The following is a 24566-nucleotide window of genomic DNA, read 5'->3' as shown; positions in this document are numbered from 1 at the left end:
TTAGTTGTCCTTGCCGATTTCAGGTTCGATCGCGGTGGCGAGGTCGAGGAGTCCTTCGCACATATCGGCCGACTGCGGGGCACGATACGTCCCTACCGCGGATATCTGCACGAACCCGATCTTGGTACGCACATCGATCTGGCAGGTGCGAGGCAGCGTGGTGTCATGAACCCACAGAGCATCGCGCCCATTTACTGTGATTGGCTCGCTATACGAACCGACCTTCGCGAGATTCTCGTCCCACGTCGCGTTTCCTGAGTTGAACAACAGTTTCCGCTCGGGCGAGGAGAAATCGCAGGTCAAGAAACTATACTCGGCAACAAGATCGTCCCCGCGTTTGCGCGAGCTAGGATCGAATCCGGCCCTCTGTATAGATTCGTCGCTGATCCACGTGCACGGATCGAACACGACCGGCGGGCGGTCGCTGTCAACGGCGGACTTCTTGTCTTGCGGCGGGGGCTGGAGTTTCGGATTGGTCAGCGTCGGTCGGGCGGACTGCGTGTTGCCCTGGCCCGCTTCGTCCTGTGTTGGACCTGGCTGCGCTGTCCCTGTATTTTCGCTCGAACAACCCACGCTGAGTGCGGTAATCGGCACTGCCAACAGGATCAGCAACGCACTGCGAGCTACGTGCATTGCTATTGAACCTCCGCAGTTGCCGTGCTGATCGAATTCGCGTACAACGTGTCCGCCTCCTCGACTAACTGGCCTGCACGGAGGTAGGCAGCAGCCATCTTCATCGCGGCCTCTCGCATGCCAGTGAGAACATCCATCAACTCGTTTGCCTTCTTGACGAATCCTGATTGCAGCTCTTGGGCCGAGCCGAATCCACCAAACCCCGCAAGCTCTTTCAAACGGACCGCTCGTGCGATCTCTGGATCTAACGTCGTGTCGAGGAACCTGGTGTAGACCTCCGCGCACCGCCGTGCGGCGTCGGCGTCCATCCGGAACGTTCCCCCGGCGGCCTGCTGGTACAGCGCGTTCGCCGCTGACTGTCCCACTTCCATCGCTGGCCCCCTACCTGCCCTACCCGTGACGTACGCCTGGTTACTTTACTGGACGCATGGGGGCGGCAATCGGTTCCATCGGGATGGGGGAACGGTTCGGATGAGATCGGTCCTGGGGGTTTGGTGTCGTTGTTGGTCTGTGGACCGGTGAGTGTTGGGTCGGGAGTAGTTCGGGACGCGGTGGTGGGGCGAAGCCGGGCTCGAACGAGGTTGTGGCTGTGGGTAACTGACTCTGATTGCGCCCAGATATGCAATCCTTCCTGGTGTTATGTGCTGATTGCATGAGAATCTGGGATGGGGTCGTGCTGGGGGTATGTGGCGTGGTCTGCTGGGGCCGGTGATGAAACCTGAAGGGAGGCGGGCATGTCGGAGGATGGGTCGACGTTGGCGCGGCGGCAGTTGGGGAAGTATCTGCGGAATGGGCGGGAGGAGTGCGGGTTCACGCTTCAGCAGGTTGCGGAGCTGATCGAGCGCAGCGCCAGCACGTTGCAGCGGATGGAGACGGGAGTTGCTGCGCATATCCGCACGCCTGATCTGGAAGCCTTGTGCAAGATTTATGGGTTCGGTCCGGAGCAGTCCGTGGCTATGAAAGGTCTTGCAAGACAGGGCAATGAGCAGAATTGGTGGTACGAGTACGGCGACCTGTTGCCGGAGAACTTCGATTTTTACGTCGGACTGGAGGCGTCGGCACAGCAGTTGACGACCTACGAGCCGGAGCTGGTTCCAGGGCTGCTACAGACACCTGCCTACGCCAGCGCGATGATTCGGTCCGTCTACCCGGATGAGGACCCTCATGAGCACGCGCGCAGGGTGAAGCTGCGAATGCGTAGACAGATCAGGATTACTCGGAAGCACCAGCCCGCCGCGCTCGATGTAATCCTGCGTGAATCGTCTCTCTGTGGGGTTGTTGGAGGAGCGAAGGTTATGGGTGCCCAGATGAGGTACCTGCTGGATATGGATACACGGTCGAACGTCGGGATACAGATCCTGCCGTTCAGTGCAGGTTTTCCGCTTGGAGTATCGGCCGGGCCGTTCGTCATCCTAGGGTTCGGCCACGATAGGCAGGGGCACCCCGCCGAGCCGCCAGTCGTCTACATCGAGAGTTACACCGGGGACTTGTATCTCACGAAACCGGATGCGATCCGGCGATATCATGAGGCGTACGAGGGCATCCGGCGTTGCGCGATGAATCGTGAGGCGAGCCGAGCCCTACTCAGGAAGATGGCGAAGGAGTTCGGGGCCTGATGATCGACCTGTCGAATGCGAAGTGGTTCAAGAGTAGTCGCAGTGGCGGCGACAAGAACTGTGTCGAAGTCGCCTTCCTAACCAATACCCATGTAGCGGTACGCGATTCGAAGAACCCTTCCGCCCCAGCCCTGACCTTCACCCCCACCGCATGGTCAACCTTTACCGCAGCAACAGCACGCGGCGACTTCGACAGTTGACGACCGCCGTCCTTGCTGGGAGTCCACGGCGATCGTCCGCTGACGACATCCGATCGCACCGGTCCCGTAACCAGCAGCGACGCAGTGGTGAACTGCGCCGAGCTGAGTTCGAACGTCTGGTCCCGCTCGGATGCTGGCCTTTGCGCGCCGGGTGAGCCGACCTTCACTACCGCAACGACGCTCGGCGCACTCGCGAGTTGACAGTTCCGTCTCTCTCGACAGAGCTGTCCTGGTTGAAGTTCCTGTCCAACTCCGACACTGCTGTGCGCTCAGTAGACGAGTAAACCTCAGCGCAGCAGCAACATTCGGCTACTGCGAAGAAGTCGCCTACCGCGTTGATCGGTGGCGTGTGTGTACGGCGTCCCATCGGCAACGGTGGGTACGAATACTGTGTGTACACAGGCGGTTTCGGGGCGTCCTGCTTGTTATATCGGGGATCTTTGCCGCCCTCGCCGCGATGTTCACCTGTCCCGCAGTCGTTGTCCCTTCCAGTTGCGCCTCGGAGGCTGGTCGCTCCCGCTCCCGAGTGCAGTAGCGCACCGCCTAGGAGTAGGGCGCGGACTGAGCAGATGAACCGCGCGTCGAGTGCACCGATGACGCGGCGCCTTCGCTCCGCACGCGAGGCATGAACTGGCAGTGCGTGTGTGCGGCTTGACCCCAGGCCGGAAGCCAAGCACCGCCGGATAGTCGTTGATGTCGTCATCACCACCCCAGCGGACCACCCAGCACGACCCCATCCCCGATTGTCATGCAACCAGCACATAGCACCAGGAAGGGTTGCTTAATCCATTTGAGGACCACGAATCCGATCGAATCTAGTGTCACTGCGCCAGAGGTTTTGGTGGCTGTACGCAGAAATATTCTGCTGGTTCAGTGGGGTAACCGGGGATTTCGATGAACGGTGCTGCCGGTCGCCGTGCAGCTCGGGGAGGAGCAGACCGATGGCAGAGGCATACGACAAGCAGCCGTGGCCGCGGCGCGAGCAGACCGACGGGTACACCAGTGCGCCGGGGGAAACCGGGATCGCGGTGGAGCACTTGTCCGGTCTCTCCGGCGCGGAAGTCAGGGTGAACGGCCGCTTGATCCAGGAGCTGGACAAAGGGATGAATTTCATTCCGCTACCGCCGGGGGAGCACTACGTGGGGGTCACCGGCCTGGGGTTTCGTGTGTCGAACCATTCGGTGGTTCCGGTCACCGAAGGCCGGACAACGTACGTCTACTACCGTTCGCCCCTGATCAGAGACACGAGCGGGATGCTCGGTCCCCAACCACGAATGCACGCGGGAGCGGTGCTTGCCTATGCGCTGTGGACGCTGTTGGGAGTCTGGATCGTTGCCTTTCTCGTGTTTGCGTATTCGCGCTGAGATGCTTCCCCGGCTCACCCTGCGGTGCTGCGGGACGTTGGGTGTTTTTCGAGCCATTGGCGGTGTTGTCGTTGTCGGTGTTCGTGGCGGTGATGAATCCGGGTGACCGCTGCCGCGAGTAATTCGCCGGTGTGGTGGCGGGAGTTGACCTTTGGTGTGCCGGACGGGTCGATATGGGATGGTGCGATCCATCCGGTTCGTCCTGCGTACTCCGAACTCTGATCCATGACAACGGTTTTCCAACCGCCCGGCCCGTCGTGGATCATCGCGTGGCAAGCGTCGCAGGCGAGGGTTTCGTTGGTGATGTCGGTGGGGCCGCCTTTGGCGTAGTCCCGAATATGGTGGGCGGCGCACAGACTCGCGGGTGCGTCACATCCTGGCCGTGAGCAGCCGCGCACGGCGGCGATGAGTGCCATGCGCTGTTCGCGGGTGGCGAAGCGTTTGGCGAGTCCGAAATGGAGTGGGGCGCCGGCGTGGTCGAACACCGCGAGGAAAGGTTGCGAGTTCTGGGCGAGCTCGAGTGCTTCTCTCATCGGGACGGTACCGCCGGTGGCGGTGGTCGCGACTCCTGCGGCCCGCTCCACGTCGGCCACGCTGACCGTGAGAATCGTCGATACCGGGACGCCCCTGTGCGAACCCCAATCACCCGGTGTACCAGCGGCACTCGCGTTGTCGGGGTGCAGGATAGCGAGCAGGGCGTCGTGGGTGCGTTGCGCGGCACTGCGGCGGTCGCGTCGTGCTGCGGCGGCCAGCACGTCGCGGTCAGTGCTCGGGTTGGCATTGTTGCCGACTCCGCTGTCGATGTCCTTGTCGCGTGCAGGGTTCGTGCCGAAGTTGCGGGGGTTTTCGGGGTTGTCTGGGTTGTTGATGCCCGGTCGCGTGCCTTTGTCGCGTACGGGGTTCGTGCCGAAGTTGCGGGGGTTTTCGGGGTTGTCTGGGTTGTTGATGCCCGGTCGCGTGCCATTGCCGCGTACGGGGTTCGTGCCGAAGCTGCGGGGGCTTTCCGGGTCGTCCGGGTTGTTCATGCCTGGTCGCGCGTGTTTGGCGAGCAGTGGGTCGAGCAGTGCGCGCAAGGTGGGGGTGATGTCGCCTCGGATGGGGGACATGCCGTCGGCGCGTTGGCGGCCGACGATGATGCCGCGCATGCGTTGACGGTCGTGGTCGTCGGTGAGGGTGCCGTCGGGGTCGAGGCGAGCCAGGATCGCTTCTCCGACGGTCGAGATGTCGTCGGGGGTGCCGTTGCGCGCGAAGTCGGCCAGGATTTCCTCCGCCGCTTGCACATCGGTGATCGGAGTGAGGGCCGGGATACGTTTCATCATTGCCGCGATTTCGCGGGCGTGCACGGCGGAAATTGCCCCTTCGGTCAACGCGACAGCGGTATGCGGCAATTCGGGTTCCCTTGCGCTGCCGTCGAGCGCGTGCCAGGTTCCCAACAATTTTGCCGCCGCGACCCGTGCACCCGCTTCGGCATGCGACAACCGGAGCGCCTGCGTCAACAGTTTCTTCGGTGTCTTCGCGCCGACACGTTCGGGAATCCCTCGATCCGAGGCTTCTACCAGCGTCGCGATGCCGATCGCTGTCAGCATGCGTGCGGCGGTTTCGATGTCGCGCAACAGTTCCAGCGTCTGCTCATCCGACAGATCTGTGCAATCACGATCGCGTAACTGCGTGACAGCATTCAACAACTCAGCGGCTACGCGCTGCGGTGTGCTGGATTGTTCCCCCATGCCTTGATATTACCCTTCGCTATAACATCGCGCCAGGGAAATATATTGTGAAGTAACCTGTTTCAGGGAATCGAATGTTTCACATTTCGGCGACAGCGGGCGGCATGATCGGGGGTCCGTTGTCTGTCCGCCAGGCGGGTCGAGCCGTGGCTGCGGTGGCCGGTCAAAATCCGGGCGGTCGAGCAGATCCGAGTCGGTGCGGGCGACGAGCTCGCCCACCGTGTGCACACCCGCGCGCTCGCGGCAGTTGTAGGACCGGACGGTGAGATCCAGATCCTCGATCGGCAGACCGAAGGAGGCGATGTGGTCCGCCTCGGCCGGTGAGGGGCTGATCTCGATGCCTTCGGCTTCGACGTTCTGCTCACGGACCAGGTCGGAATCCAAGCGAACTCGGTTGTTTCGCGCGTGCGGGCATCCAGATCGGGTCCTCGGCGAGTCTCCCGACCGGTGGCGGTCGTCAGGACGCGGGTGCGGCAGCGCCCCTCGGCATGCCCTGGTGATCTTGAAGCGTCGCGTGTTATTCGCCGTCTACTCCGTCAATCTGTGGCTGAGTGTGTGCAACGCGTCGTCTACGACGCTGGCCCAATCCCTGGGTTCGGTGGGCAGGGTCGCGGGTGCCGAACGGCGTAGGTGGGCGTTGCCGAGGTAGGTCGAGTACGCGAGGACGGCGCGGCGGCGGGCCGTGTCGAGGGGGAAGCCGAGTTGGGTGAATTGTTCTGCGAGATAGGCGATTCGGCGCTCGGTCACGCGTTCGAGAGTCTGTTGCACCGTCGGGTTGGTTGCCGCCGACAGTAGGGCGAGCTCTACCTGGGCGGACTCGGGGCTGTGGTAGACGGCCGAGAACAGGGCGCGCAGGCGACCGACGGGGTCGGGTTCGGCGTCGACGAGTTCGATGGTGGCGTCGGTGCGGTCTTGTTCCCAGCGTTCCAGGGTCGCGCGCAGCAACTCCTCCCGGTTGGCGAAGTGCCAGTAGGCGCTGCCCTTGGTCGCGCCGAGCTTGCTGGCCAACGGTTCGATCGCCACCGCCGCCACGCCGCCCTCGACCAGGGCCGCCAATGCGGCCTCGGTCCAATCCGCGCGAGTCAGACGCGGTCTCTTTGCAGCCATGACTCCATACGGTACCGTATTGATCAGGTTCCATACGGCACCGTATGTTAGAAGGGAGTCAGTGATGATCCGCAATACGCACCGTCGCGTGCTACCGGTTCCCGCCGACCGCGTCGGCGCTCTGCTCGAACAAGTAGCCGAGCCGGGTAACCCACTGTGGCCGAGCGAGAATTGGCCGCCACTGGTCTTGGGCCGTCCACTCGGAGTGGGCGCGGACGGTGGCCACGGCTCGATCCGCTACAGCTGCACCGCCTATCAACCCGGCAAGCTCGTCGAATTCACCTTCCCGCCAGGACCTCTCGAAGGCACGCACACCTTCGAGATCCTCGAGCGCGGCTCGAACGAGTGCGAACTGCGCCACAGCGCCGCCGCGACCACCAGCGGAATATCCGGCTTCCTCGCCTGGTACTGCGCCATCCAATGGATGCACAACGCGCTCCTGGAAGACCTCCTCGACAATGCCGCTATCGCCGTCGGTCATCCGCCAGCTCGCCCGGCTCGCTGGTCCCCCTGGGTTCGCCTACTCCGCGCCGCTTTCGGCCGAGGCCTGTCAAGAGCTCCCGCCAACGCCTGACAGGGGCGGTGATCTGCTCGCGGAGGATGTCGCCGTGGCCCGCGTGCCTGGCGAACTCCTGGGTCATCATGAGCAGGGTCCAGCGCATACTGACGATTCCTACGCCGGGGTCTTCCTTGGTGTCGTCGAGGGTAAAGCGAGCGGCGATGGTGCGTGAGAGTTCGCTCGCGCGTTCGTATTCGGCGATAACCTCCGTGAGCGTCTCGTCGTCGGCGACGGTGAAGGTGCCTTCGTCGCGCCGGGAGTAACCATCGCATTCGGACTCTTCGAGTCCTGCCCAGAAGCGTTGGAACCAAATCCGTTCCGCGGCAGCTGCATGCTTGATCAACGAGATCGGTGTGGTCAGTGACGCGACGAGCCGCAGCCGAGCTTGCGACTCGGAGAGGCCGCGCGCGGTGTCGATGAGTTCTCGGCGGTTGCGGTCCAGCATGTTCTCGAGGACCGCTCGTTCGGTACCGTCGGTAATTCCGTTGTTGCTCAAGGTATTGCGTTCCATTCTGGGTGTGGGGCCTGGGTTTGTGTCGGGTAGCGATCGCGAATAGTCGGCGTCGGGTACGGCGAAGGCGCGCACGCGGCGGGTGTCGGTCTCCGGGTGAAAGACCTGAGTCGGCGGCGCGATCGACTTCAAGGGGGAACGTCCGACACAAGCAAGGGTTCTCGGCTGCGCGGCGGTGGGATTCAGGCTCCGTTGTCGGAGCGATTTGTCTTGCCACACAGCGGCGTTCGCGGCCGACCACCCGTGACCGCTGATCAATCCGGAGAGGACGGAGTGGAAGAATCGGCGCGTGCGGCGAGGCGATGATCCAGGACGGTGCCGCGCGGTCCAAGGAGAAGAGCGCAGAGGTGAAGAGCGCAGAGGTACCGCAATCGATCTGCGTTGCGCGGCGGATGACGTCGCCACGCGGCCCGGCCGGAATATGCTGCTGCCTCAGGGCAGCCTATCGGAGGACTTCGGACTGGCGCTGAGCAACTTCAGACTGGCGCTGAGCTTTGGTGGCAGCGCCGTATTCGCGGCGCGTGGCCTGCTCGCTTCCGGTCCCGGTGCGCGCGATACCTGACCGATCCGGGAACCGCTTGTCCGGTCAGCGTCGCCGTTGACTGGCCTTGCGAGCCGCGAGCAACAAGCCGATGACGATGAGGACACCCAGCGCCGCGAGGGTGTTGCGGGTGGTCGCGCTGGCGCCGTCGTCGGAATCGGCGTTGTCCTGGTCCGCGCCGGGTGGCGAGGCGACGGCGGGGGTGGGGACGTTCGGTTCGGTGTTCTCGTCAGGGAGATTGCCGACGTGGGCGTCGCGGGGGAGGGCGAAGCCGTAATCGAGGAGGTAGGCGGCCTGCAGTGGCGGGCGGATCGGGAGGACGTCGGCCTTGAGCAGGGTGATGGCGAGTTTGCGGCCGTCGCGCTCGGTGGCGAAGACGAAAGTCTGCCTGGCGTCGTTGGTGAAGCCGGTCTTGCCGCCGATCGCGCCGGGATAGGTGTAGAGCAGTTGATTATCGTTGACGACCGGGAAGCTCGGATGATCTCGATCGCCGGGGATCGTGGGGTCCGCAGGATAGCCGGGGAACTCCACTTCCTCGGTGTTGATGAACTCACCGAACAGCGGAATTGTCAACGCCTCACGGAAGGCCACCGACAGGTCATAGGCGGAAATGCTGGTCCCGGGCGCGTCGAGGCCCGACGGTGTCGCTGCGCGAGTGTCCAAGGCGTGCAACGACTTCGCCAACTCGTTCATCTTGTCGACGGTGGCTTCGTCGCCGCCGAGTTGCGCGGCCAACGCGTGCGCCGCGTCATTACCCGACGCCATCACCAGTACCTGGATGAGCAGCCGGTTGCTGTAGCGGCCGCCGGGGCCGATGCCGACGCGCGTGCCCTCGACGCTCTGGTCCTCCTTGGTGCCGGTGACCACCTTGTCCAGGTCGAGTTCGCGCAGCGCGATGATCGCCAGCAACACCTTGATGGTGCTGGCCGAACGGTACCGGCCGTGCGGGTCCTTGGCCGCGAGCACCGCACCGGAATCCATATCGGTCAACTGCCAGGCCGTTGCCGAAATATCCTTCGGCAGCGGGGGCGCGCCCTCGGGCAACACGACTCCGCATTCACCGAGCCTGTCCCCGCCGATCGGCGGGTCAGGCACCGGCAGCGGCGCGGGCGCGGAATCACCCGGCGCCGGCACCTCCGAATTGTCGATCGGCGGTGGCGGCTGCGTCTTCTGCGGGCAGTCATCGGTATTGGGGGTGGAGAACGGCGGCGGCGTCGGGGGGCCGGGCGGAGGCGGTTGTGCGAGCGATGGGGCCGCGCTGACCATGCCGGTCATCGCGAGCGCGAGCACCGCGACGAGGCAGTGCGCGGCGTTGCGGCGTAACTCGCTGATCTTCATCGGGACCGAGCCTAGCGAGCGATCGCCGAATTTCGAACGTTAGCGAGCTGTCATTTCCGGGGAAGCGGTGTCTTGCTGGGGATGGTCGAACAATTGATATGTCCTCGACGGTGCTGTTGCCCGAAAGTTATGCGGCGCAGCGCAGTTGCCCCGAAGACATTCGTGACCTATTTGTCCGGAATGGTGAATTTTCGCGAAGGTTGGCGCCCTACCGGCACGCAAGCGTTACGACAGCCGTGAGCGGCGCGGTCCGTCCCGCGCGGCGTACGCGGATTACCCGCGCCGGCCAGGCTGGGCTACTCGCGACGTGGCGGTCGCCACGAAATCCCGACGGACCCGGCACTCGGACGCGCCTTCCCGCTCGGCGGCATCAGGGCAGCTCCACGCGCTCTCAGCTCTCCGACGCACGCGACCCACGCGATCTTATATTGACACCTGCTACTAAATGAGAGTTACTATCATTTGGTAGTCACTATCAATTTTGGAGGGCTGGGAGATGAAAGCAAGTTCTCGCCGTTGGTTGGCGCTGGGGGCGTTGGCGCTGGCGATGTTGACGATCGGGCTCGACGTCACCGTGCTCACGGTCGCGCTGCCCACCCTCGCCGTCGATCTGCACGCCGATACCGCTGCGCTGCAATGGTTCAGCGGCGCGTACACGCTCGCGCTCGCCGCGCTGATGCTGCCCGCCGGAGCGCTCGGCGACCGGTACGGCCGAAAGAAATTCCTGCTGGCGGCGCTAGTGCTGTTCGGAGTGGCCTCGGTGGCGTGCACCTTCGCCGCCGGTGCCGGCCAACTCATCGCCGCACGGGTGGTGCTCGGCGTCGCGGCCGCGGCCATGATGCCGCTGTCGATGGCGGTGCTGCCCAGCCTGTTTCCCGATCAGCGGGAACGTCAGCGGGCGCTGACCATCTGGATCACCGCCACCGCGCTCGGGTTACCCCTCGGCCCGATCGTCGGCGGCTGGCTGCTGCGCAACTTCTGGTGGGGTTCGGTGTTCCTGATCAACGTGCCGATGGTGATCATCGGCGCGCTCGCCGTCTTCGTGCTCGTGCCCGAATCACGCAGTACGCAACGCGTTCCGATAGATCTCCCCGGTGTCGCGGCTTCGGCACTCGGCATGCTCGGGCTCACCTACGGCTTCATTCGCTTCGGCGACAGCGGCTGGGGCGATCCGGTCGCCTGGGTGAGCGTTGCGGTCGGAGCGCTCCTGCTGGCCGCATTCGTCTGGTGGCAACGCGAGGCCGAGCATCCCCTGATCGAACTCGCGCTGTTCGCGACGCCGGGATTCCGTTGGGGCACCGCATTTTCCATCGTCGTCAACTTCGCGATGTTCGGCATGTTCTTCACCGTGCCGCAGTACTTTCAGGCGGTGCTCGGAGTGGACGCGCTCGGTAGCGGATTACGGCTGCTGCCGCTGATCGGCGGACTCATGGTGGGCAGCAGGCTGGTCGACGCGATCCTGCCGAAACTGGGTGTGCGCGTCGTGATCACCGGCGGTTTCCTGCTGCTGGGTGCCGCGCTGGTACTCGGCGCGCTGACCACGGCGCACAGCGGCTACGGATACACCGCGCTCTGGACGACGCTGCTCGGCGCAGGTATGGGCATGGTGATGCCCGCCGCGATGGGCTTGGCCATGGGCGAACTGAGCGCCGAACGCTCGGGAACCGGCTCGGCGCTGCTGCAAGCGCTGCGGCAGGCCGGTGGCACCATCGGCGTCGCCGTCCTCGGTACGGTGCTCGCCACCCGGTACCGGTCCGACCTGGGTGAATACAATCGCGATCCGATCGCCGACGGTGTGAACGCCGGTGTCGCCGTCGCGCGTCGAGCCGGGGACGCGAGCATGCTGCATCAGGTCCAGAGCGCGTTCGTCAGCGGCATGGGCGCGATGCTCTGGGTGTGTGCCGGACTGTGCCTGATCACCTCCGCGCTGGCCGCGCTCCTGGTGCGGCCGAAGCCGCCCGCGCCGATGCCGGCACCCGATGCGGCAGAATCGTCGCATGTCCGATGAGATGCCCCTGCGGGAACGGAAAAAGGTGCGCACCCGCCGGACGATTCGTACGGAAGCGTTCCGGCTGTTTCGAGAACAGGGATACGGCGAGACCACGGTGGAACAGATCGCCGCCGCCGCCGAGGTCTCACCCAGTACCTTCTTCCGTTACTTCCCGAGCAAAGAGCAACTGGTCATCACCGACGACCTCGACGCTTTGATGATCGCCGCCTACCGAGAGCAACCCCCCGAGCTGTCCCCGATGGCGGCCTTTCACAAGGCCAGCGACGAAGTGTTCCAGGCGCTGACCGAGGAACAGGCCGCCTTCGAACACGAGCGGCAAACGCTGTTGAGCGCCGAGCCCGAACTGCGCGCGGCCGTCACCCAGCAACTGCTCCACACTTTCGACATGGTCTCGACCATGATCGCCGAACGAATCGACAGGGCGGCCGACGATTTCGAAATCCGAGTCGCTGCCGGCGCGCTCACCGGCGCGGCAATGGCCGTGTCGAGCGTCTCGGTGATGGACTCCGCGAACATCGGCCGCGTCATCGAGTTCCTCGACGCCGGTATGCCTTTCGGAAAAGCTACCGGGCGCCGTTCGCCTTGACCGCCGCCATGCGGTCGGGGGTGTCGTCGTCCATGGTCTCGAAGAAGCCGCCGATCACGTCCTCGATCTCGTCGACCGAGTCCGCGCAGTACAGCACCGGCTGATAGTGCGTGATGTCGTAGGTGGCGCGACCCATCTCGGCGACATCCAGCGGTCGTAACTCGGCGTGGCGGAACTCTTCGATCTCGCCGAACGAGGAGAGCAATCCCGCGCCGTAGCAACGAGTCTGCTCGTGTTCGCGGACCACACCGAACTCCATCGAAAACCAGAACACATTCGCCAAGAACTTCAAGGCGCGCTCCGAGTGCACCCGCTCGACGGCCGCGCCGACCGAGGCGTACACCTGCGCGAAACGCGGGCTCGCGAGCTGATTGGCGTGGCCGATCACCTCGTGCACGGCATCGGGTTCCGGGGTGTAGAGCGGCGCGGAATGATGGCGGATGTACTGGGTCGAATGGAAGATCCGCTCGGCGAACGAGCCGAAGAACTCCCGCAACGGCACCAAGCCCGCCGCGGGGGCATACCGAAAACCGGTGAGTGGCTCCAACGCCGCCGACACCTCGTCGAGTTGCGGGATGTGATCGGTCGGCAGCGCGAGGCGGGCGGCGGACTCGCGCACCTCCGCGCAGGCATACCGACGGTGCTTACGCGCGAGCTCGGCGGAGACGATCCGCCATACCCGCTGCTCTTCCTTGGTGTAGGTGACATGGGGCAGCGGCTTGCCCCGGTGGTAGTCCAGTGCCAGCGCGGCGATGGCATTGCGGCGCCGACGGTAACGCTGGTCGTGCACGCCGGGATGCTCGTCGCTCAGGTGCACGGTCACCTCGCCCTGGTCGGAGCGGGTCACCGGTGAATACAGCTGAGCCTCGGTGAACATATGTCGATGCAAGCACCGAGTCGACGACGGGACAACCAGGGTCGCCGCAGCTAGACAAATTGCCGAGTTGGGCGGCGGGTTGGTCAGTGGCCGTGCAGCGAATGCACCACCGCGTGACCTTTGCCCCTGCTGATCATCGCTTTGTTCACCGGCGTGGTGAGCACGAACGCCACCGCGAGCGAGACGAGCATCGTCGCCCAGAACAGCACCGTGTCCAGCTGCGCGTCCAGCGCGCCGGGCACGGCGAGGATGACGAGATTGTCGACGATCTCCATCACGGTGATCGAGACGGTGTCGGCGGCCAGTGCGGTGGTGACGGCCGCCGCGAGCGGTAATCCGGCGCGCAGCACGCCGCGCATGGTGAGTGCGTAGCCGAACAGGAACGCCAACGCGATCGAAACGACCACGGTCGCAAGGTTGCTCCACCCGAATGTGGTGCCGATCACCATGCCGAGTACTTCGCCGATCGCGCAACCGGTGAGGCAGTGCGCGGTGGCCTGTGCGGCCATGCGCCAGCTGGTCGGTGCAGGTCGGTGCGTGTTCCCGGTGTCGTGTCCGGCGTGGTCCATGGCGATGACTATACCCCCGTACCGTATATGGACATACCGCTCGGGTGTCTCTTTTTCGTGATTCACCGGGTAAATGAAAGGTTCATGCCGCAAGATTGCGAATGTAAAAAGGAGGACGCATGAGACAAGAGGCCCCGCCGTGGGCACAGGAAGTGCCGCGCCGGGCCACCGTGCGGGTGGACCTGGACCGAGAACTACTCGCCAGCGCCGCCGCCATCATGGGCACGTCGAGCAGTGAGGCCACCATCAACGAGGCGCTGCGGCGCATCGTCGTGCACGAGCGCCAACTGCACCATCTGGAAAAGCTCGCCGCCGATACCTGGTTCACCCTCCCCGAACCCGAAGTCGTCGAAGGTTAACTCTTCTTCGACTCCGAAATGAGTCGAACCACCCGTTGCGTCACATCGATCTGGGCTTCGTTGTACAGGTCGAGCAACGCGACGTTCATCGCCTCGTTCGCGAACGCCACGCCAGAGGGAGCGTCCATGCCCAGCTGGGCGGCCTCGGGGTACGTCGCAGTGAGATCCGCGAGTTCGGTGGTCAGTGCCTGCGCGATCCGCTGTCTGGTCGCGTCGTCGGTGTCGTCGGTGAGCTTGTCGAACTCGATCGCGTTCGGGGTGTAGTGGTAGTCCTCCATCATCTTGCGCCAGGTCTCCAGCGACTTCGGCCCGAAGATCCTGCTCAACACCACGGTGAACGCGCGATCGTTGGCGGGGAGATCGGCGACGGCGGTGCTCAGCTCCGGCGGCAGATCCGTGGGGGAACGCTTGCCGAGCACCGTGGAGAGCTCGACGCGAACGCGTTGCAGCCGTTCGATCGTCGCGGCCAACTCGGCATCCAGAACCGCGACGGCCTCCTCCGGGTGCTCGTCGGCCTCACCCATCGCGGCGATCTGCGACAACGAGAAGCCCAGGTCGGACAGGCGCTTGATGCGCAGCAGCCGCACCAGGTGCGCGACGCCGTACTGCTTGTAGCCGTTGCTGCTTCGCTCCGGCTCCGCCAACAGGCCGACCTCGTGATAATGCCGGACGGCACGCAACGTGGTGCCCGCGAGATCGGCGAGCTGACGAGTGCTCCAAGCCACGGTGACCTCCTCGAATCGCTGTATTCAGCAAGACCCTCCACTATGCCGCTACGGCATAGTCAAGTGTGGCACGACCGGATCGCGTGCGCGGTCGCGAAATCTGTCGGTGTCGGCTGGCAGAGTGCGTGACACTGTCGCCGTGAGCAAGGGGTGCAACGATGCCGGTTTCGCTTGTCGATGTGCCTGTCGAACAACGTCCTCGCGAGCGCCTGCTCGCGCTGGGGCCGCACGCGCTCAGCGATGTGGAGTTGCTCGCGCTGCTCCTTCGGCACGGCAGGCGCGGCGCCAATGCGCTCGATCTCGCCGCCGAACTGGTGGTGGAGTACGGCGGGCTGGCCGAGCTCGCGGCGGCCCGACCCGAGGAGCTGGTGCGGCGCAGCGGAATCGGGTCGGCGAAGGCGGCGGCGATTATCGCGGCGTTCCAGTTGGGTTCCCGTGTGCGCGGTGGCGCACTGGCCGTCACCCAGCTGACGTCCTCCGCCGCGGTGGCCGCCGTCGCACGGCCGATGTTCGAAGGTGCGCGGGTGGAGCGACTGCTGGTGTTGGTGTGTGACGCGCAGAACCGACTGCGGCACAAGGTGTTCGTCGCCCAGGGTGCGGTCGATCGGGTCGCCGTTCCGATCCGCGAGATCATGAATACCGTGCTGCGGCATGATGGGCGGGCCTTCGCCGTCGCCCACAATCACCCGTCCGGCGAACCCACCCCGAGTCTCGACGACCGCAGGGCCACCAGCTCGCTGCAAGAAGCGGCGCACATCGTCGGCTTACGATTTCTCGACCATGTCGTCGTCGCTGACGAATCGTGGTCGACCGCGACGGAACTCTGAACACAAGGCATGTTCGCGCCTATGGGCCGGTGTCTCGCCGAGGCCAGCGGTTTCTTCGCACTCACGGGAGATCGGCAGCACCAGGTCGCCGCGCAGGCCCGACGCACGTCCCAGCAGTATGCCGGGTGCACAGGCTGGGTGTTTCGCGCATCGCCGCTCACCGCCACCCGGTGAAAAATTGGAGTGCCAGGCTGGAAACCGCGAGAACTACGCTGAGCAGGCCGCCATACAGCAACGGTCGCGGACCGGCGGTGCGGACCTGATGCCAGTTCATGGCGGCACCGATGGCGGCCAGTGCCGCGGCGATCAGCCAGCCGCTGACGCTGGCCAACTGGCTGGTCAGCGCGACGGGTACGAGCCCCGTTCCCGCGATCACCGACGCGAGCACGAACAGCACGACGAATAGCGGAAAGATCCGCCACAGCGGGGTTTTCGTCGCGGTGTCGCGGCGGGTGAGCTGCAGGCCGAGGCACATCGGGACAATCAGCAGGCTGCGCACCAGCTTGACGATGACCGCGAACTGCGCGGCGACCGCGCCGTAGGCCGCGCCAGCCGCCAGTACCGAGGACGTGTCGTTGATCGCGGTACCCGCCCAGAGGCCGAAGGCGGGCTGCGACAAACCGAACAGGTGACCCAACGGCGGATAAATCAGTACCGCAAGCACATTGAACAAGAAGATCGTGCCGAGGGCGTAGCCGACCCGGTGACGTTCGGGGCGCAGCACCGCCGTCGCCGCCGCGATGGCCGAGGCGCCGCAAATGGTGGTACCGACGGCGACCAGCACCGCGGAATCCGGGTCGATCGCCAACGCCCGACCCAACAGCAGCGCGGCCACCGCGCCGACCGCCGCCGTGCCCACCAGCACGACCGCGGTGTCGCGGCCGACACTCAGCACCGCGCCCACGGGCAACCCGAGCCCGAGCAAAACGATCGCCGCACTGAGTAGATGATGGCGCGCGAGCTCGAACCCCGGCGCGAAAAGCTCTGTCGCGGTGGTTTTTCCCCGCACGAGCGCACCGAACAACACTCCGCCGAGTAATGCGAGCACCGGCGCGCCTACCACCGGTACCAGCTTGGCGAGCAAGGTCGCCGCCGTAGCCACGAGCGCCGAGAGCGCGAGGCCGGGGCCGTGCCGAGGGATCAGCGTGGCGAGGTTCATGTCTTCGAGAATCGCCGGGGCGCGGGGGTATGGGTAGCCGTCGAATCGACATGACCTCATAAGCCGCGCTGATGGGGTCGGCGACAAGCGCTGGTGCGCTGCCGTCATACTCGACAACGATGACCTCCCTCACGCGGCTGCCTGACCTCGACGTACTCGACCTGCTGGTCTCCGTCGCCGAGCTGGGTAGCCTCGGCGCGGCCGCCCGCGAACACGGCGTCAGTCAACCCGCCGCCAGCATGCGCATCAGCGCCCTGGAACGCCGACTACGCCTGCGGCTACTCGACCGAGGACCCACCGGTTCCGCGCTCACCGGCTCCGGCCGCGCTGTCGTCGGCCACGCTCGATTGGTACTCGAGGCCGCGCGCTCGTTCAATGTCGAGGTGGCCGCGTTACACGCCGCCGAGGCGCCGAGGCTGCGGGTCGCCGCGTCCAAAACCATCGCCGATCATCGAATTCCTCAGTGGTTGAGCGCTTTACGTGATTCCTATCCCGACCTCGCGGTGGCGTTGGAAGTCGACAACACCAAGCATGTCGAGGCCATGGTCCGCGAGGCGGAAGCGGATCTCGGATTCGTCGAGGGTCCGCACCCACCCGCCGGACTCGGCAGCAAGGTACTCGGCAGCGACGACCTGGTCGTGGTGGTGGCCCCGCAGCACGCGTGGGCGCGGCGCCGAAAGCCGGTGACCCTGCGCGAATTGGCCACCACACCGCTGCTGTGGCGCGAACCCGGCTCCGGCACCCGCGACACCGTGTGGGAAATCCTGAGCGCGGAATGTCAACCGGCACGACCCGCCGCCGAGCTCGGGTCGGCGGTGGCGATCAGCGCGGCGGCACGGGCCGGTGTGGCGCCCGCGGTGCTGAGCAACCTGATCGCCACACCCGACCTGGTGAGTGGCGCGTTGCGCGTGGTGCGCGTGGCCGACTCGGTGAGCCTGAGCAGGAAATTCCGCGCGATCTGGCGCCGGGCGACACCGCCGACCGGAGCCGCGGCGACCCTCGTCGAGCACGCCGGGCGGATCGAGTCGCGACGCATGGTGCCGATGCCGCCACCGTGAGAACCGGTGTCACGCACCGAATCTCGAATCTCGATCGCCGGTGCCGTCCCGGAAACGCCGGTGCACAGCCTTGCCGGAGCTCATCCCTTGTCCCGCACCGCCACCGACAACCCGATCACATCGGCGTCGGGCCGAGCCAAGCGAAATGCCTCCCGTCCACCTCTTCGGTGTTCAACACGCGGAAACCATTCGCTTCGGCCAACTCCCGCGCTCGTTCGATGCCGACATGCGCCCACGGAAACCACGAACCGACACGGGTCTCGGACTCCAAACGAATCGGCAGCGATACCAAACCTGTTCCCGGCGGGTCGAATTCGACCACCGCGGTGCCGTTCGGCGCGAGCAGCTCGCAGGTGCGGCGCAGAATCCGATGCGGATCGCCACCGATGCCGATATTGCCGTCGGCCAACAACGCGTAATGCCATCGTCCCGCGCCGGGTAATTGACCGAACAGATCGCGGCGCAACGCGGGCGCACCACGAAACCTGGTGACCGCCACCGCCATCGGCGATATATCCACACCAAGCGCCACCACCCCGCGCCGCAACAAATGCGCGACGAGGCGACCGGGGCCGCAGCCGAGATCCAAGGTCGGGCCGTCGCAACAGGAGGTCATAGCGGTATCGGCGAGCGCGTCGGCGTCGGCGAGCCACCGCTGAGTCGGGAGCCTGCGGCGCGCACCGTCGGAGGTGCGCACCCACGAGGCCTCACCCGCCAACGCGCGGTCGAACATCTCGATCCCATCGGTCACCGTCTGCGTGGTGGCGGCCGAAATCCGGCCGCTCACCGAGGCACCAGCCCGGCGCGCAGCGCGCGGACCACCTCGGCGAAACGACCACCCGAATGGTCTGCGACGTGGAGCGCGTCGTCGAAGTCGTCGACATCCCGAAACCGCGGCAACGAACGTACCCCATACCCGCAGTCGCGCAACGCGCTTCGGGTCGCGGTCGCCGTATGCGCGGTGGACATCGGCACCTGCGCGAGCACCCGCGCCGGTTGCGGATTCGGCAGACCGAGCGCCCACCAACCGCCGTCCTCCGCCGGGCCGAGCAGCGCCGTCCCCGCGTCGGTGAGCCGACGCGCCGCCTCGATGAGCGTGCTCGCGCCCACCTGCGGTGTGTCCATGCCGATTTGCAGCACCGGGGCGCCGAAACGCGCGGCATCGGCGTGCGCGTTGGCCAAGCGCGTGCCGAAATCGCCGCCACGCTGCGCGAAAACCTCGAAATCCTCCATCGCCCTGGATATTTCGTCACCACTCTCGGCGCGGTCCAGGTCGCCGGTGAAGGCGATCACCCGGCGGGTGACGGTGCAGTCGCGCACCGCGTCCAAGGTGTCGAGCAGTGCCGCGGCCGCGACACGGGCGGCATCCACCGGCGCCAGCGGCGGTGTGAGCCTGGTCTTCGCGAACCACGCGATCGGTGCCTTCGCGATCACCAGCAGGGTCACCTCGTGTGGTGGCGAGGTGGTATTCGGGGTGCCGGGGTTGTCAGGACACTCAGCACGCTCAGTGCTCATCGCAACACCGCCAAGAAATCCTTGGTAGCGCGCAATGTGCCCAGCGCAGAGCCGGACACCTTCGAGGTGCCACCCGCGCGCGGCCGATAGGCGATGTCGCGCTCGACCACCCGCCATCCCGCGCCCGCCGCGCCGACCAACAATGCCAACGGATAACCCGAGCGCTGATGCAACGGCCCGAGCGAAAGCATGGTCGCGCGCCTTGCCACCCGCATCGCCGCGATGTCGTGCACCGGCAGCCCATAGGTGCTGCGCAAGCGGTGCGCGATCACCTGATTGCCCAGCCGCGCGTGCCACGGCCAGATGCCCGCCTCGGTGGGCCTGCGCCGCCCTACCGCGAGATCGGCACCCGCGCGAACCAATTCGACCAAGCCGGGTAATTCCGCGGGGTCCATCGAACCATCGCCGTCGAGCACCGCGACGAACTCGGTGCCCGCCGCGGTGATCCCCGCCTGCACCGCCGCGCCGTAGCCTGGGCGTTCCTCGCCCACCACCGTCGCGCCGTGCGCACGGGCGACGGCGGCGGTGTCGTCGGTGGAACCGTTGTCCACCACCAGGGCGTGATATTCGGCGGGAATCGCGGCCAACACCCCCGGCAACGCCTCGGCCTCGTCCCGGCACGGGATCACCACGGTTACCGCGTTCTGCTCGATGTGAGATTCGGTCACCGCACCGACGCTATGCCGATTTTCCTGCGCGAATAGGAGAATCCCTGTGACGAAACAATGACGGCGCCGAAAAAGCCGGTAGGAACGGTGCTCGGTGGCCGAGGGCGGACCTATCGTGTGTCTGGTGCATGACCTCACCGATGCCGCCGACACCGAGACCATCGCGCCGCCACGGACTCGGCTGCGCGGTGACGTCATCGGCGCACTGGTCGCCGCCCTGTTGGTCGCCGCGGCCTTCGTCGTGCCACGACTGGCCACTCCCGAGTTCCGCGCCACCCTGTACGCCGCCGCCGCACCCCTCTACGCGGGGTGGTTGCCGCACGTCGGCTGGGGGACCGGGCCAGCGATCGTGCTCGTCGTCGCGGTGGTCGCGTGGGGACCAACACTGGCGCAACGACTCGCCTGGCCGAAGCTGCTCGCTTCCGCGTGGCTCACCGCGCTCGCATGGACATTCGCGCTGGTCATGGTCGACGGCTGGCAACGAGGATTCGTCGCACGCCTGGCCGACGGCCACGAGTACCTCAGCGAGGTCGACGGCGTCACCGACATCCCCGCCATGCTGCGCGGATTCTCCGACCGCATCCTCGACTTCCAACCCGACTCCTGGACCACCCACGTGTCGGGACATCCGCCCGGCGCGCTGCTGTTCTTCGTCTCACTGGACCGGATCGGTCTCGGCGGAAGCACGTGGGCGGGCCTGGCGTGCGTGCTGATCGGCACCAGCGCGGTGGTGGCCGTCGCGGTCGCGTTGCGTGCGCTCGGTGCCGAGGACCGTGCGCGCGCCGCACTGCCGTTCCTGGCCCTCGCCCCCGCCGCGATCTGGATCGGCGTTTCCGCGGACGCGATGTTCGCGGGGGTCACCGCGTGGGCGGTGGCACTACTGGCGCTGGCCACGCGACCGGGACGGCACTACGCCAGCGCGGTCGCGGCCGGGGTGCTGTTCGGCTGCGGTATGTATCTCAACTACGGACTGTCGCTGATGGCGCTGCCCGCGCTCGCGGTGCTGATCGCGGGCAAGACCCTCCGACCGCTGCTCCCGGCGATACTCGGTGCGCTACTGGTGGTCGCGGCCTTCACCCTCGCGGGATTCTGGTGGTTCGACGGCTACCACCTGGTGGTCGAGCGCTACTACCAGGGCATCGCTTCCGAACGCCCGTACGCGTACTGGTTCTGGGCGAACCTCGCGGCCACGGTATGCGCGCTCGGCCTCGCCACCGCCGCCGCCCTACACCGCACGCTCGTCCCCAGCGTGGTGCGCGGCCGCGACCCCGCCGCACTGCTCGCCCTCGCCGGTGTGTGCGCCATCCTCGCCGCCGACCTGAGCGGCCTGAGCAAAGCCGAAACCGAACGCATCTGGCTACCGTTCGACCTCTGGGTGCTCGTGGCCACCGCGTTCCTCCCACGCGCCACCGCACGGTTCTGGCTGGCCGTGCAGGGCATCGGCACGCTCGCGATCATTCATCTGCTACTGACGATTTGGTGAACACATGAGCATTCTGATCGCCGACGACGACCCGGTCGTGCGCGATGTCGTGCGCCGCTACCTGGAACGAGACGGCCACACCGTCCGCGAAACCGACGACGGCGCCACCACATTGGCGGCGCTGGCGAACCCCGACGACGAGGTGGAGCTGGCCGTCCTCGATGTGATGATGCCGCAGCCCGACGGCATCGAGATCTGCCGGGTGATCCGCGGCGGTCCCCGGCCCGACACCCCGGTCATCCTGCTCACCGCCCTGGGTGACGAAGACGATCGCGTGCTCGGGCTCGAAGCGGGTGCCGACGACTACGTCACCAAACCATTCAGCCCCCGCGAGCTGGCCTTACGGGTGGCGTCGGTGTTGCGCCGGGCGCGGGTGACACCCGACACCGGGCGCGAGATACTGCGCGACGGCGTCATCGAAGTGCGGCCCGCGTTCCGGCTCGCTCTCGTCGAGGCGATCCCAGTGGAACTCACGCCGCGCGAATTCGACCTACTGACCTTCCTGCTGAGTCATCCGAAGGAGGTGTTCAGTCGAAACGATCTGCTCGCCCAGGTCTGGGGGTGGGACTTCGGTGACCTCTCCACCGTGACCGTGCACATCAAACGCCTGCGTGCGAAACTCGGCGACAAACATCGAATCGACACGGTATGGGGGCGCGGATACGCCTGGGCGCGTACCGATTCCGCGAACGGAGCGACCCGTGCCTGAAGACACCGCGCAACTCATCGCGCTCACCCTCGCCTGTTCGGTGCCGGTGGTGCTCATCGGCGCGCTGATCCTGCGCGCCACCAGCAACCGCTCGCTCACCACCAGTATGGCAGTGCTGGTCCTCATTCCCACGCTGTCGTCGTTGGCGGGGATCATCGGCGTCAGTGGGCTGATGTTCACCCACGAATTGCAGCGCACCGCAGTGGTTCTCGCGGTCGTCGCCGCCGTCACCGTGCCCGCCGCCATCCTGCTCGGTCGCGAACAGGCACGAAAAACCGTGTGGGAGAAGCAGATCAGGGAACAGGAACGCGCGGCCGAACAGTCACGGCGGGAGCTGGTCGCCTGGGTGAGCCACGACCTGCGCACGCCGCTGGCCGGTATCAGGGCGATGGCCGAGGCGTTGACCGACGGCGTCGTCAGCGGACGCGACGTCGCCCGATACGCCGAGCAGATCGGCAGCGAAACCAATCGGCTCTCGCACATGGTCGACGACCTGTTCGAGATGTCGAAGATCAACGCGGGTGCGCTGCGGCTGGAGCTGGAACCGGTGGACCTGCGCGAACTCATCGACGAAGTGCTGGCCGCCAACCGCCCCACCGCCGCACGCGCGCAGGTGGGACTGCGCGCCGAACAACCGGAAGAACGGCTGGTCGTCGCGGCCAGTGACCACGCCATGGCCCGCGTGCTCACCAACCTGGTCTCCAATGCCATCGCACACACCCCGCCCGGCGGTGAAATCGCGATCTCGGCGGGCGCCGAGGACGGCCTCGCCTGGGCACGGGTCGACGACAACGGTCCCGGCATCGCCGAAGCCGACCTGCCACGCATCTTCGAAGTCGCCTACCGAGGCACCTCCGCGCGCTCACCCGTCGCAGGTGACGGTGTCCCCACCGGAAGTGGCATGGGTCTGGCGATCGCCGCGGGGTTGATGCAGGCCCATCAGGGCGACATCTCGGCCGAGAACCGGGAACAGGGTTGCCGGTTCGAGGTGCGATTGCCGTTATCGCAGCAACCGTTGCCGGGTGCCGCGGTGCCGAGGGGGTGAACACGGCGGGTTCGCCTCGCGGTGGATCGGGTTGATATCGAGGCGCTTTCGCGAATGTTCGAGCAGGTTCGCGTGCGTTGATACCTTGCGCCGGGTTGCGGGGCGCTGCGCTAGACCGTCGGCGCGCCGGTGCCCTTCGCAGAACGCAGTGGGGCGAAGGCGAATTCGGTGAGGCCCTCCTTCGGGGAGACCTGCGCGACGAAACCGAGCAGCTGTCGGGCCTCGGCCGGGTCGGCGACGATATGGCGCACATCGCCGGAACGGTATTCCCCGGTCACCACCGGGTCCGGTCCACCGCGCGCGGCGGCGAGGGTGGCCGCCACCTCGCCGATCGTGATCGGGTGGCCCGAGGAGACATTCAACGGGACAAAACCCGACAACGGCTGCTCGACGGCCGCGAGGTTGGCCGAGGCGATATCGGTGACATGCACGAAATCCCTTGCCTGGCCGCCATCCTCGAAAACCTGTGGCGGCTTTCCCGCTTCCAGGCTCGACCGGAAGATCGCCGCGACACCGGAATACGGTGTATCCCTTGGCATATCGGCGCCGTACACATTGTGATAGCGCAGAGCGGTCACCGTCGAGTCGGTCGCACGCGACCACGCGAAGGCGTAATTCTCCTGCGCCAATTTGCTTGCCGCGTACAGGCTGCGCGGACACAGCGGCGCGTTCTCCTCGACCAAGGTCCAGTCGAGCACCTCGCCGGTGCGCTGATCGCGATGATCGAAGATCCCGTTGTCCAGGTCGGCGGTGTCGCGCACCCCGACCTCGACCGGGACTCCGCTGTGCCCGGCATACCTGCCCTCGCCATAGACCACCATCGACGAGGCCAGCACCAGCCTGCGGCAACCCGCGCGATCCATCGCGGCCAGCAGCGTCGCCGTGCCGAAGTCGTTGTGGCTGGCGTAGGCGGGCGCGTCCTGTGCGTTCACTCCCGCGCCGACCACCGCCGCCTGGTGGCACACGACATCGATGCCGCGCAACACGTCGTCGAGTGCGGCGCCGTCGCGAACATCGAGCCGCTGAATGCCCTCGGGAAGCTGCGCCTCGGGGCCGTGCGCGGCGGCCAGCATGGTGTCGACGGCGAGCACCTCGTGCCCGGCACCGGCCAGTGTCCGATGAATGTGGCTGCCAATGAAACCGGCTGCGCCGGTGAGCAATACCCGCACAGGGCTCATCGCAGGGACTCGTCGCGCACGGCGGTCACATCGCAAGTCATGCGACGATCGTGCCTGATCGGTGTGGTCGGCCACAGCGCACACGCCGGACCGTCAGACTTTCGTCACTGTGAACGTGGCTTGCCGTGCGCGGCCGGACCGAAGTCGGCAGGCTGCTCGCGGCTATCACCCTGCGGTGATGGCGCGTGCGTGTCCTAGGCA

The 24566-nt window shown here is 66.0% G+C and carries 25 protein-coding genes and 2 pseudogenes; 11 read left to right on the top strand and 16 right to left on the bottom strand.

The genetic code is table 11. From position 1 onward, the window contains the following. The gene (locus tag ABEA50_RS01875) at positions 1-633 is read right to left on the bottom strand and encodes a DUF3558 domain-containing protein (RefSeq protein ID WP_345493226.1); all 633 of its coding nucleotides are present in this window, start codon (positions 631-633) and stop codon (positions 1-3) included. Between the two features lie 2 nt (positions 634-635). Further along, a complete protein-coding gene (locus ABEA50_RS01870) occupies positions 636-1004 on the bottom strand; it encodes a hypothetical protein (protein WP_345493225.1) in 369 nt (122 codons plus the stop codon). 363 nt (positions 1005-1367) lie between these two features. Between ABEA50_RS01870 and ABEA50_RS01865 the strand changes: the two genes are divergently transcribed. The 3 genes from ABEA50_RS01865 to ABEA50_RS01855 all read left to right on the top strand — a co-directional run bounded on the left by ABEA50_RS01865 (position 1368) and on the right by ABEA50_RS01855 (position 3813). Next, on the top strand, positions 1368-2249 hold the full coding sequence (locus ABEA50_RS01865; protein ID WP_345493223.1) for a helix-turn-helix domain-containing protein: 882 nt from the start codon (positions 1368-1370) through the stop codon (positions 2247-2249). Further along, positions 2249-2449 (top strand): DUF397 domain-containing protein, encoded by a 201-nt coding sequence (locus ABEA50_RS01860; protein ID WP_345493222.1) that lies wholly within the window; start codon positions 2249-2251, stop codon positions 2447-2449. Before ABEA50_RS01865 ends, ABEA50_RS01860 begins: the two co-directional genes overlap by 1 nt. Positions 2450-3390: 941 nt before the next feature. Next, positions 3391-3813 carry a hypothetical protein gene (locus tag ABEA50_RS01855; protein ID WP_345493221.1) on the top strand — a complete coding sequence of 141 codons (423 nt, stop codon included), beginning with the start codon at positions 3391-3393 and terminating at the stop codon, positions 3811-3813. 14 nt (positions 3814-3827) lie between these two features. Here the strand turns inward: ABEA50_RS01855 and ABEA50_RS01850 are convergent, their stop codons facing one another. From ABEA50_RS01850 to ABEA50_RS01825, 6 genes and pseudogenes are all read right to left on the bottom strand, one after another. After that, the gene (locus ABEA50_RS01850; protein WP_345493220.1) at positions 3828-5540 is read right to left on the bottom strand and encodes an HNH endonuclease signature motif containing protein; all 1713 of its coding nucleotides are present in this window, start codon (positions 5538-5540) and stop codon (positions 3828-3830) included. Positions 5541-5705: 165 nt separating this feature from the next. Continuing rightward, positions 5706-5912, bottom strand: a pseudogene (locus ABEA50_RS01845) (DNA-directed RNA polymerase subunit alpha C-terminal domain-containing protein); the annotation flags it as partial. 156 nt (positions 5913-6068) lie between these two features. Beyond that, the gene (locus tag ABEA50_RS01840) at positions 6069-6647 is read right to left on the bottom strand and encodes a TetR/AcrR family transcriptional regulator (protein WP_345493218.1); all 579 of its coding nucleotides are present in this window, start codon (positions 6645-6647) and stop codon (positions 6069-6071) included. Positions 6648-6738: 91 nt separating this feature from the next. Continuing rightward, positions 6739-7128 carry a hypothetical protein gene (locus ABEA50_RS01835; protein WP_345493216.1) on the bottom strand — a complete coding sequence of 130 codons (390 nt, stop codon included), beginning with the start codon at positions 7126-7128 and terminating at the stop codon, positions 6739-6741. Between the two features lie 91 nt (positions 7129-7219). Further along, positions 7220-7717 (bottom strand): annotated as a pseudogene (locus tag ABEA50_RS01830) (DinB family protein); the annotation flags it as partial. 586 nt (positions 7718-8303) lie between these two features. After that, positions 8304-9596 carry a D-alanyl-D-alanine carboxypeptidase family protein gene (locus tag ABEA50_RS01825; RefSeq protein WP_345493215.1) on the bottom strand — a complete coding sequence of 431 codons (1293 nt, stop codon included), beginning with the start codon at positions 9594-9596 and terminating at the stop codon, positions 8304-8306. 496 nt (positions 9597-10092) lie between these two features. Here ABEA50_RS01825 and ABEA50_RS01820 point away from each other — a divergent pair, with 496 nt between their 5' ends. Both ABEA50_RS01820 and ABEA50_RS01815 read left to right on the top strand, forming a co-directional pair. Continuing rightward, complete coding sequence (locus ABEA50_RS01820) at positions 10093-11604, top strand: MFS transporter (RefSeq protein WP_345493214.1); 1512 nt, start codon at positions 10093-10095, stop codon at positions 11602-11604. Continuing rightward, positions 11594-12193, top strand: a complete 600-nt coding sequence (locus ABEA50_RS01815; protein WP_345493213.1) for a TetR family transcriptional regulator — start codon at positions 11594-11596, stop codon at positions 12191-12193. The genes ABEA50_RS01820 and ABEA50_RS01815 overlap by 11 nt, the downstream gene beginning before the upstream one ends. Here the strand turns inward: ABEA50_RS01815 and ABEA50_RS01810 are convergent. Both ABEA50_RS01810 and ABEA50_RS01805 read right to left on the bottom strand, forming a co-directional pair. Then, the gene (locus ABEA50_RS01810; protein WP_345493212.1) at positions 12171-13070 is read right to left on the bottom strand and encodes a phenylalanine 4-monooxygenase; all 900 of its coding nucleotides are present in this window, start codon (positions 13068-13070) and stop codon (positions 12171-12173) included. The genes ABEA50_RS01815 and ABEA50_RS01810 overlap by 23 nt on opposite strands. 83 nt (positions 13071-13153) lie before the next feature. Then, a complete protein-coding gene (locus ABEA50_RS01805; RefSeq protein WP_345493211.1) occupies positions 13154-13639 on the bottom strand; it encodes a DUF4396 domain-containing protein in 486 nt (161 codons plus the stop codon). A 119-nt stretch (positions 13640-13758) separates the two neighbouring features. On the opposite strand from ABEA50_RS01805, the gene ABEA50_RS01800 reads away from it, so the two are divergent. Beyond that, a complete protein-coding gene (locus tag ABEA50_RS01800) occupies positions 13759-13998 on the top strand; it encodes a type II toxin-antitoxin system VapB family antitoxin (RefSeq protein ID WP_345493210.1) in 240 nt (79 codons plus the stop codon). Here the strand turns inward: ABEA50_RS01800 and ABEA50_RS01795 are convergent. Beyond that, the gene (locus ABEA50_RS01795) at positions 13995-14723 is read right to left on the bottom strand and encodes a MerR family transcriptional regulator (RefSeq protein ID WP_345493209.1); all 729 of its coding nucleotides are present in this window, start codon (positions 14721-14723) and stop codon (positions 13995-13997) included. The genes ABEA50_RS01800 and ABEA50_RS01795 overlap by 4 nt on opposite strands. Before the next feature lie 158 nt (positions 14724-14881). Between ABEA50_RS01795 and radC the strand changes: the two genes are divergently transcribed. Beyond that, a complete protein-coding gene (radC, locus tag ABEA50_RS01790; protein ID WP_345493208.1) occupies positions 14882-15550 on the top strand; it encodes a RadC family protein in 669 nt (222 codons plus the stop codon). A 157-nt stretch (positions 15551-15707) separates the two neighbouring features. Here the strand turns inward: radC and ABEA50_RS01785 are convergent, their stop codons facing one another. After that, entirely contained in the window at positions 15708-16709 is a 1002-nt protein-coding gene (locus tag ABEA50_RS01785; protein WP_345493206.1) for a YeiH family protein, read from the bottom strand. 119 nt (positions 16710-16828) lie between these two features. Between ABEA50_RS01785 and ABEA50_RS01780 the strand changes: the two genes are divergently transcribed. Next, positions 16829-17767, top strand: coding sequence for a LysR family transcriptional regulator (locus tag ABEA50_RS01780; protein WP_345493205.1), 939 nt, complete (start codon positions 16829-16831; stop codon positions 17765-17767). 115 nt (positions 17768-17882) lie between these two features. Here the strand turns inward: ABEA50_RS01780 and ABEA50_RS01775 are convergent, their stop codons facing one another. From ABEA50_RS01775 to ABEA50_RS01765, 3 genes are read right to left on the bottom strand one after another with little or no spacing between them, the layout of a single operon-like run. Further along, complete coding sequence (locus tag ABEA50_RS01775; protein WP_345493204.1) at positions 17883-18554, bottom strand: methyltransferase domain-containing protein; 672 nt, start codon at positions 18552-18554, stop codon at positions 17883-17885. Next, positions 18551-19282, bottom strand: a complete 732-nt coding sequence (locus ABEA50_RS01770; protein ID WP_345493203.1) for a TIGR04282 family arsenosugar biosynthesis glycosyltransferase — start codon at positions 19280-19282, stop codon at positions 18551-18553. Before ABEA50_RS01770 ends, ABEA50_RS01775 begins: the two co-directional genes overlap by 4 nt. Continuing rightward, complete coding sequence (locus tag ABEA50_RS01765) at positions 19279-19950, bottom strand: glycosyltransferase family 2 protein (RefSeq protein ID WP_345493202.1); 672 nt, start codon at positions 19948-19950, stop codon at positions 19279-19281. Before ABEA50_RS01765 ends, ABEA50_RS01770 begins: the two co-directional genes overlap by 4 nt. A gap of 124 nt (positions 19951-20074) precedes the next feature. Between ABEA50_RS01765 and ABEA50_RS01760 the strand changes: the two genes are divergently transcribed. The 3 genes from ABEA50_RS01760 to ABEA50_RS01750 are packed head-to-tail and all read left to right on the top strand — an operon-like array spanning position 20075 to position 23187. Then, positions 20075-21433 (top strand): hypothetical protein, encoded by a 1359-nt coding sequence (locus tag ABEA50_RS01760; RefSeq protein WP_425577501.1) that lies wholly within the window; start codon positions 20075-20077, stop codon positions 21431-21433. A 4-nt stretch (positions 21434-21437) separates the two neighbouring features. Next, a complete protein-coding gene (locus ABEA50_RS01755; protein WP_345493200.1) occupies positions 21438-22142 on the top strand; it encodes a response regulator transcription factor in 705 nt (234 codons plus the stop codon). Next, the gene (locus ABEA50_RS01750) at positions 22135-23187 is read left to right on the top strand and encodes a sensor histidine kinase (RefSeq protein WP_345493198.1); all 1053 of its coding nucleotides are present in this window, start codon (positions 22135-22137) and stop codon (positions 23185-23187) included. Before ABEA50_RS01755 ends, ABEA50_RS01750 begins: the two co-directional genes overlap by 8 nt. Before the next feature lie 110 nt (positions 23188-23297). Here ABEA50_RS01750 and ABEA50_RS01745 read toward each other — a convergent pair whose 3' ends face one another. Next, positions 23298-24365 carry an NAD-dependent epimerase/dehydratase family protein gene (locus tag ABEA50_RS01745; protein ID WP_345493197.1) on the bottom strand — a complete coding sequence of 356 codons (1068 nt, stop codon included), beginning with the start codon at positions 24363-24365 and terminating at the stop codon, positions 23298-23300. Between the last annotated feature and the right edge of the window lie 201 nt (positions 24366-24566).

This window comes from Nocardia callitridis, from assembly GCF_039543305.1.
In the GTDB taxonomy this organism is placed as follows: domain Bacteria; phylum Actinomycetota; class Actinomycetes; order Mycobacteriales; family Mycobacteriaceae; genus Nocardia; species Nocardia callitridis.
This window is presented reverse-complemented; position numbering and strand designations above follow the sequence as displayed.

Coding starts and splice junctions, on each gene's coding strand:
- ABEA50_RS01850 (WP_345493220.1), bottom strand. CDS start 5,540: ATGGGGGAACAATCCAGCACACCGCAGCGCGTAGCCGCTGAGTTGTTG.
- ABEA50_RS01835 (WP_345493216.1), bottom strand. CDS start 7,128: ATGACCGACGGCGATAGCGGCATTGTCGAGGAGGTCTTCCAGGAGCGC.
- ABEA50_RS01800 (WP_345493210.1), top strand. CDS start 13,759: ATGAGACAAGAGGCCCCGCCGTGGGCACAGGAAGTGCCGCGCCGGGCC.
- ABEA50_RS01810 (WP_345493212.1), bottom strand. CDS start 13,070: ATGTTCACCGAGGCTCAGCTGTATTCACCGGTGACCCGCTCCGACCAG.
- ABEA50_RS01870 (WP_345493225.1), bottom strand. CDS start 1,004: ATGGAAGTGGGACAGTCAGCGGCGAACGCGCTGTACCAGCAGGCCGCC.
- ABEA50_RS01805 (WP_345493211.1), bottom strand. CDS start 13,639: ATGGACCACGCCGGACACGACACCGGGAACACGCACCGACCTGCACCG.
- ABEA50_RS01840 (WP_345493218.1), bottom strand. CDS start 6,647: ATGGCTGCAAAGAGACCGCGTCTGACTCGCGCGGATTGGACCGAGGCC.
- ABEA50_RS01875 (WP_345493226.1), bottom strand. CDS start 633: ATGCACGTAGCTCGCAGTGCGTTGCTGATCCTGTTGGCAGTGCCGATT.
- ABEA50_RS01855 (WP_345493221.1), top strand. CDS start 3,391: ATGGCAGAGGCATACGACAAGCAGCCGTGGCCGCGGCGCGAGCAGACC.
- ABEA50_RS01755 (WP_345493200.1), top strand. CDS start 21,438: ATGAGCATTCTGATCGCCGACGACGACCCGGTCGTGCGCGATGTCGTG.
- ABEA50_RS01865 (WP_345493223.1), top strand. CDS start 1,368: ATGTCGGAGGATGGGTCGACGTTGGCGCGGCGGCAGTTGGGGAAGTAT.
- ABEA50_RS01770 (WP_345493203.1), bottom strand. CDS start 19,282: ATGAGCACTGAGCGTGCTGAGTGTCCTGACAACCCCGGCACCCCGAAT.
- radC (WP_345493208.1), top strand. CDS start 14,882: ATGCCGGTTTCGCTTGTCGATGTGCCTGTCGAACAACGTCCTCGCGAG.
- ABEA50_RS01780 (WP_345493205.1), top strand. CDS start 16,829: ATGACCTCCCTCACGCGGCTGCCTGACCTCGACGTACTCGACCTGCTG.
- ABEA50_RS01785 (WP_345493206.1), bottom strand. CDS start 16,709: ATGAACCTCGCCACGCTGATCCCTCGGCACGGCCCCGGCCTCGCGCTC.
- ABEA50_RS01815 (WP_345493213.1), top strand. CDS start 11,594: ATGTCCGATGAGATGCCCCTGCGGGAACGGAAAAAGGTGCGCACCCGC.
- ABEA50_RS01825 (WP_345493215.1), bottom strand. CDS start 9,596: ATGAAGATCAGCGAGTTACGCCGCAACGCCGCGCACTGCCTCGTCGCG.
- ABEA50_RS01745 (WP_345493197.1), bottom strand. CDS start 24,365: ATGAGCCCTGTGCGGGTATTGCTCACCGGCGCAGCCGGTTTCATTGGC.
- ABEA50_RS01860 (WP_345493222.1), top strand. CDS start 2,249: ATGATCGACCTGTCGAATGCGAAGTGGTTCAAGAGTAGTCGCAGTGGC.
- ABEA50_RS01820 (WP_345493214.1), top strand. CDS start 10,093: ATGAAAGCAAGTTCTCGCCGTTGGTTGGCGCTGGGGGCGTTGGCGCTG.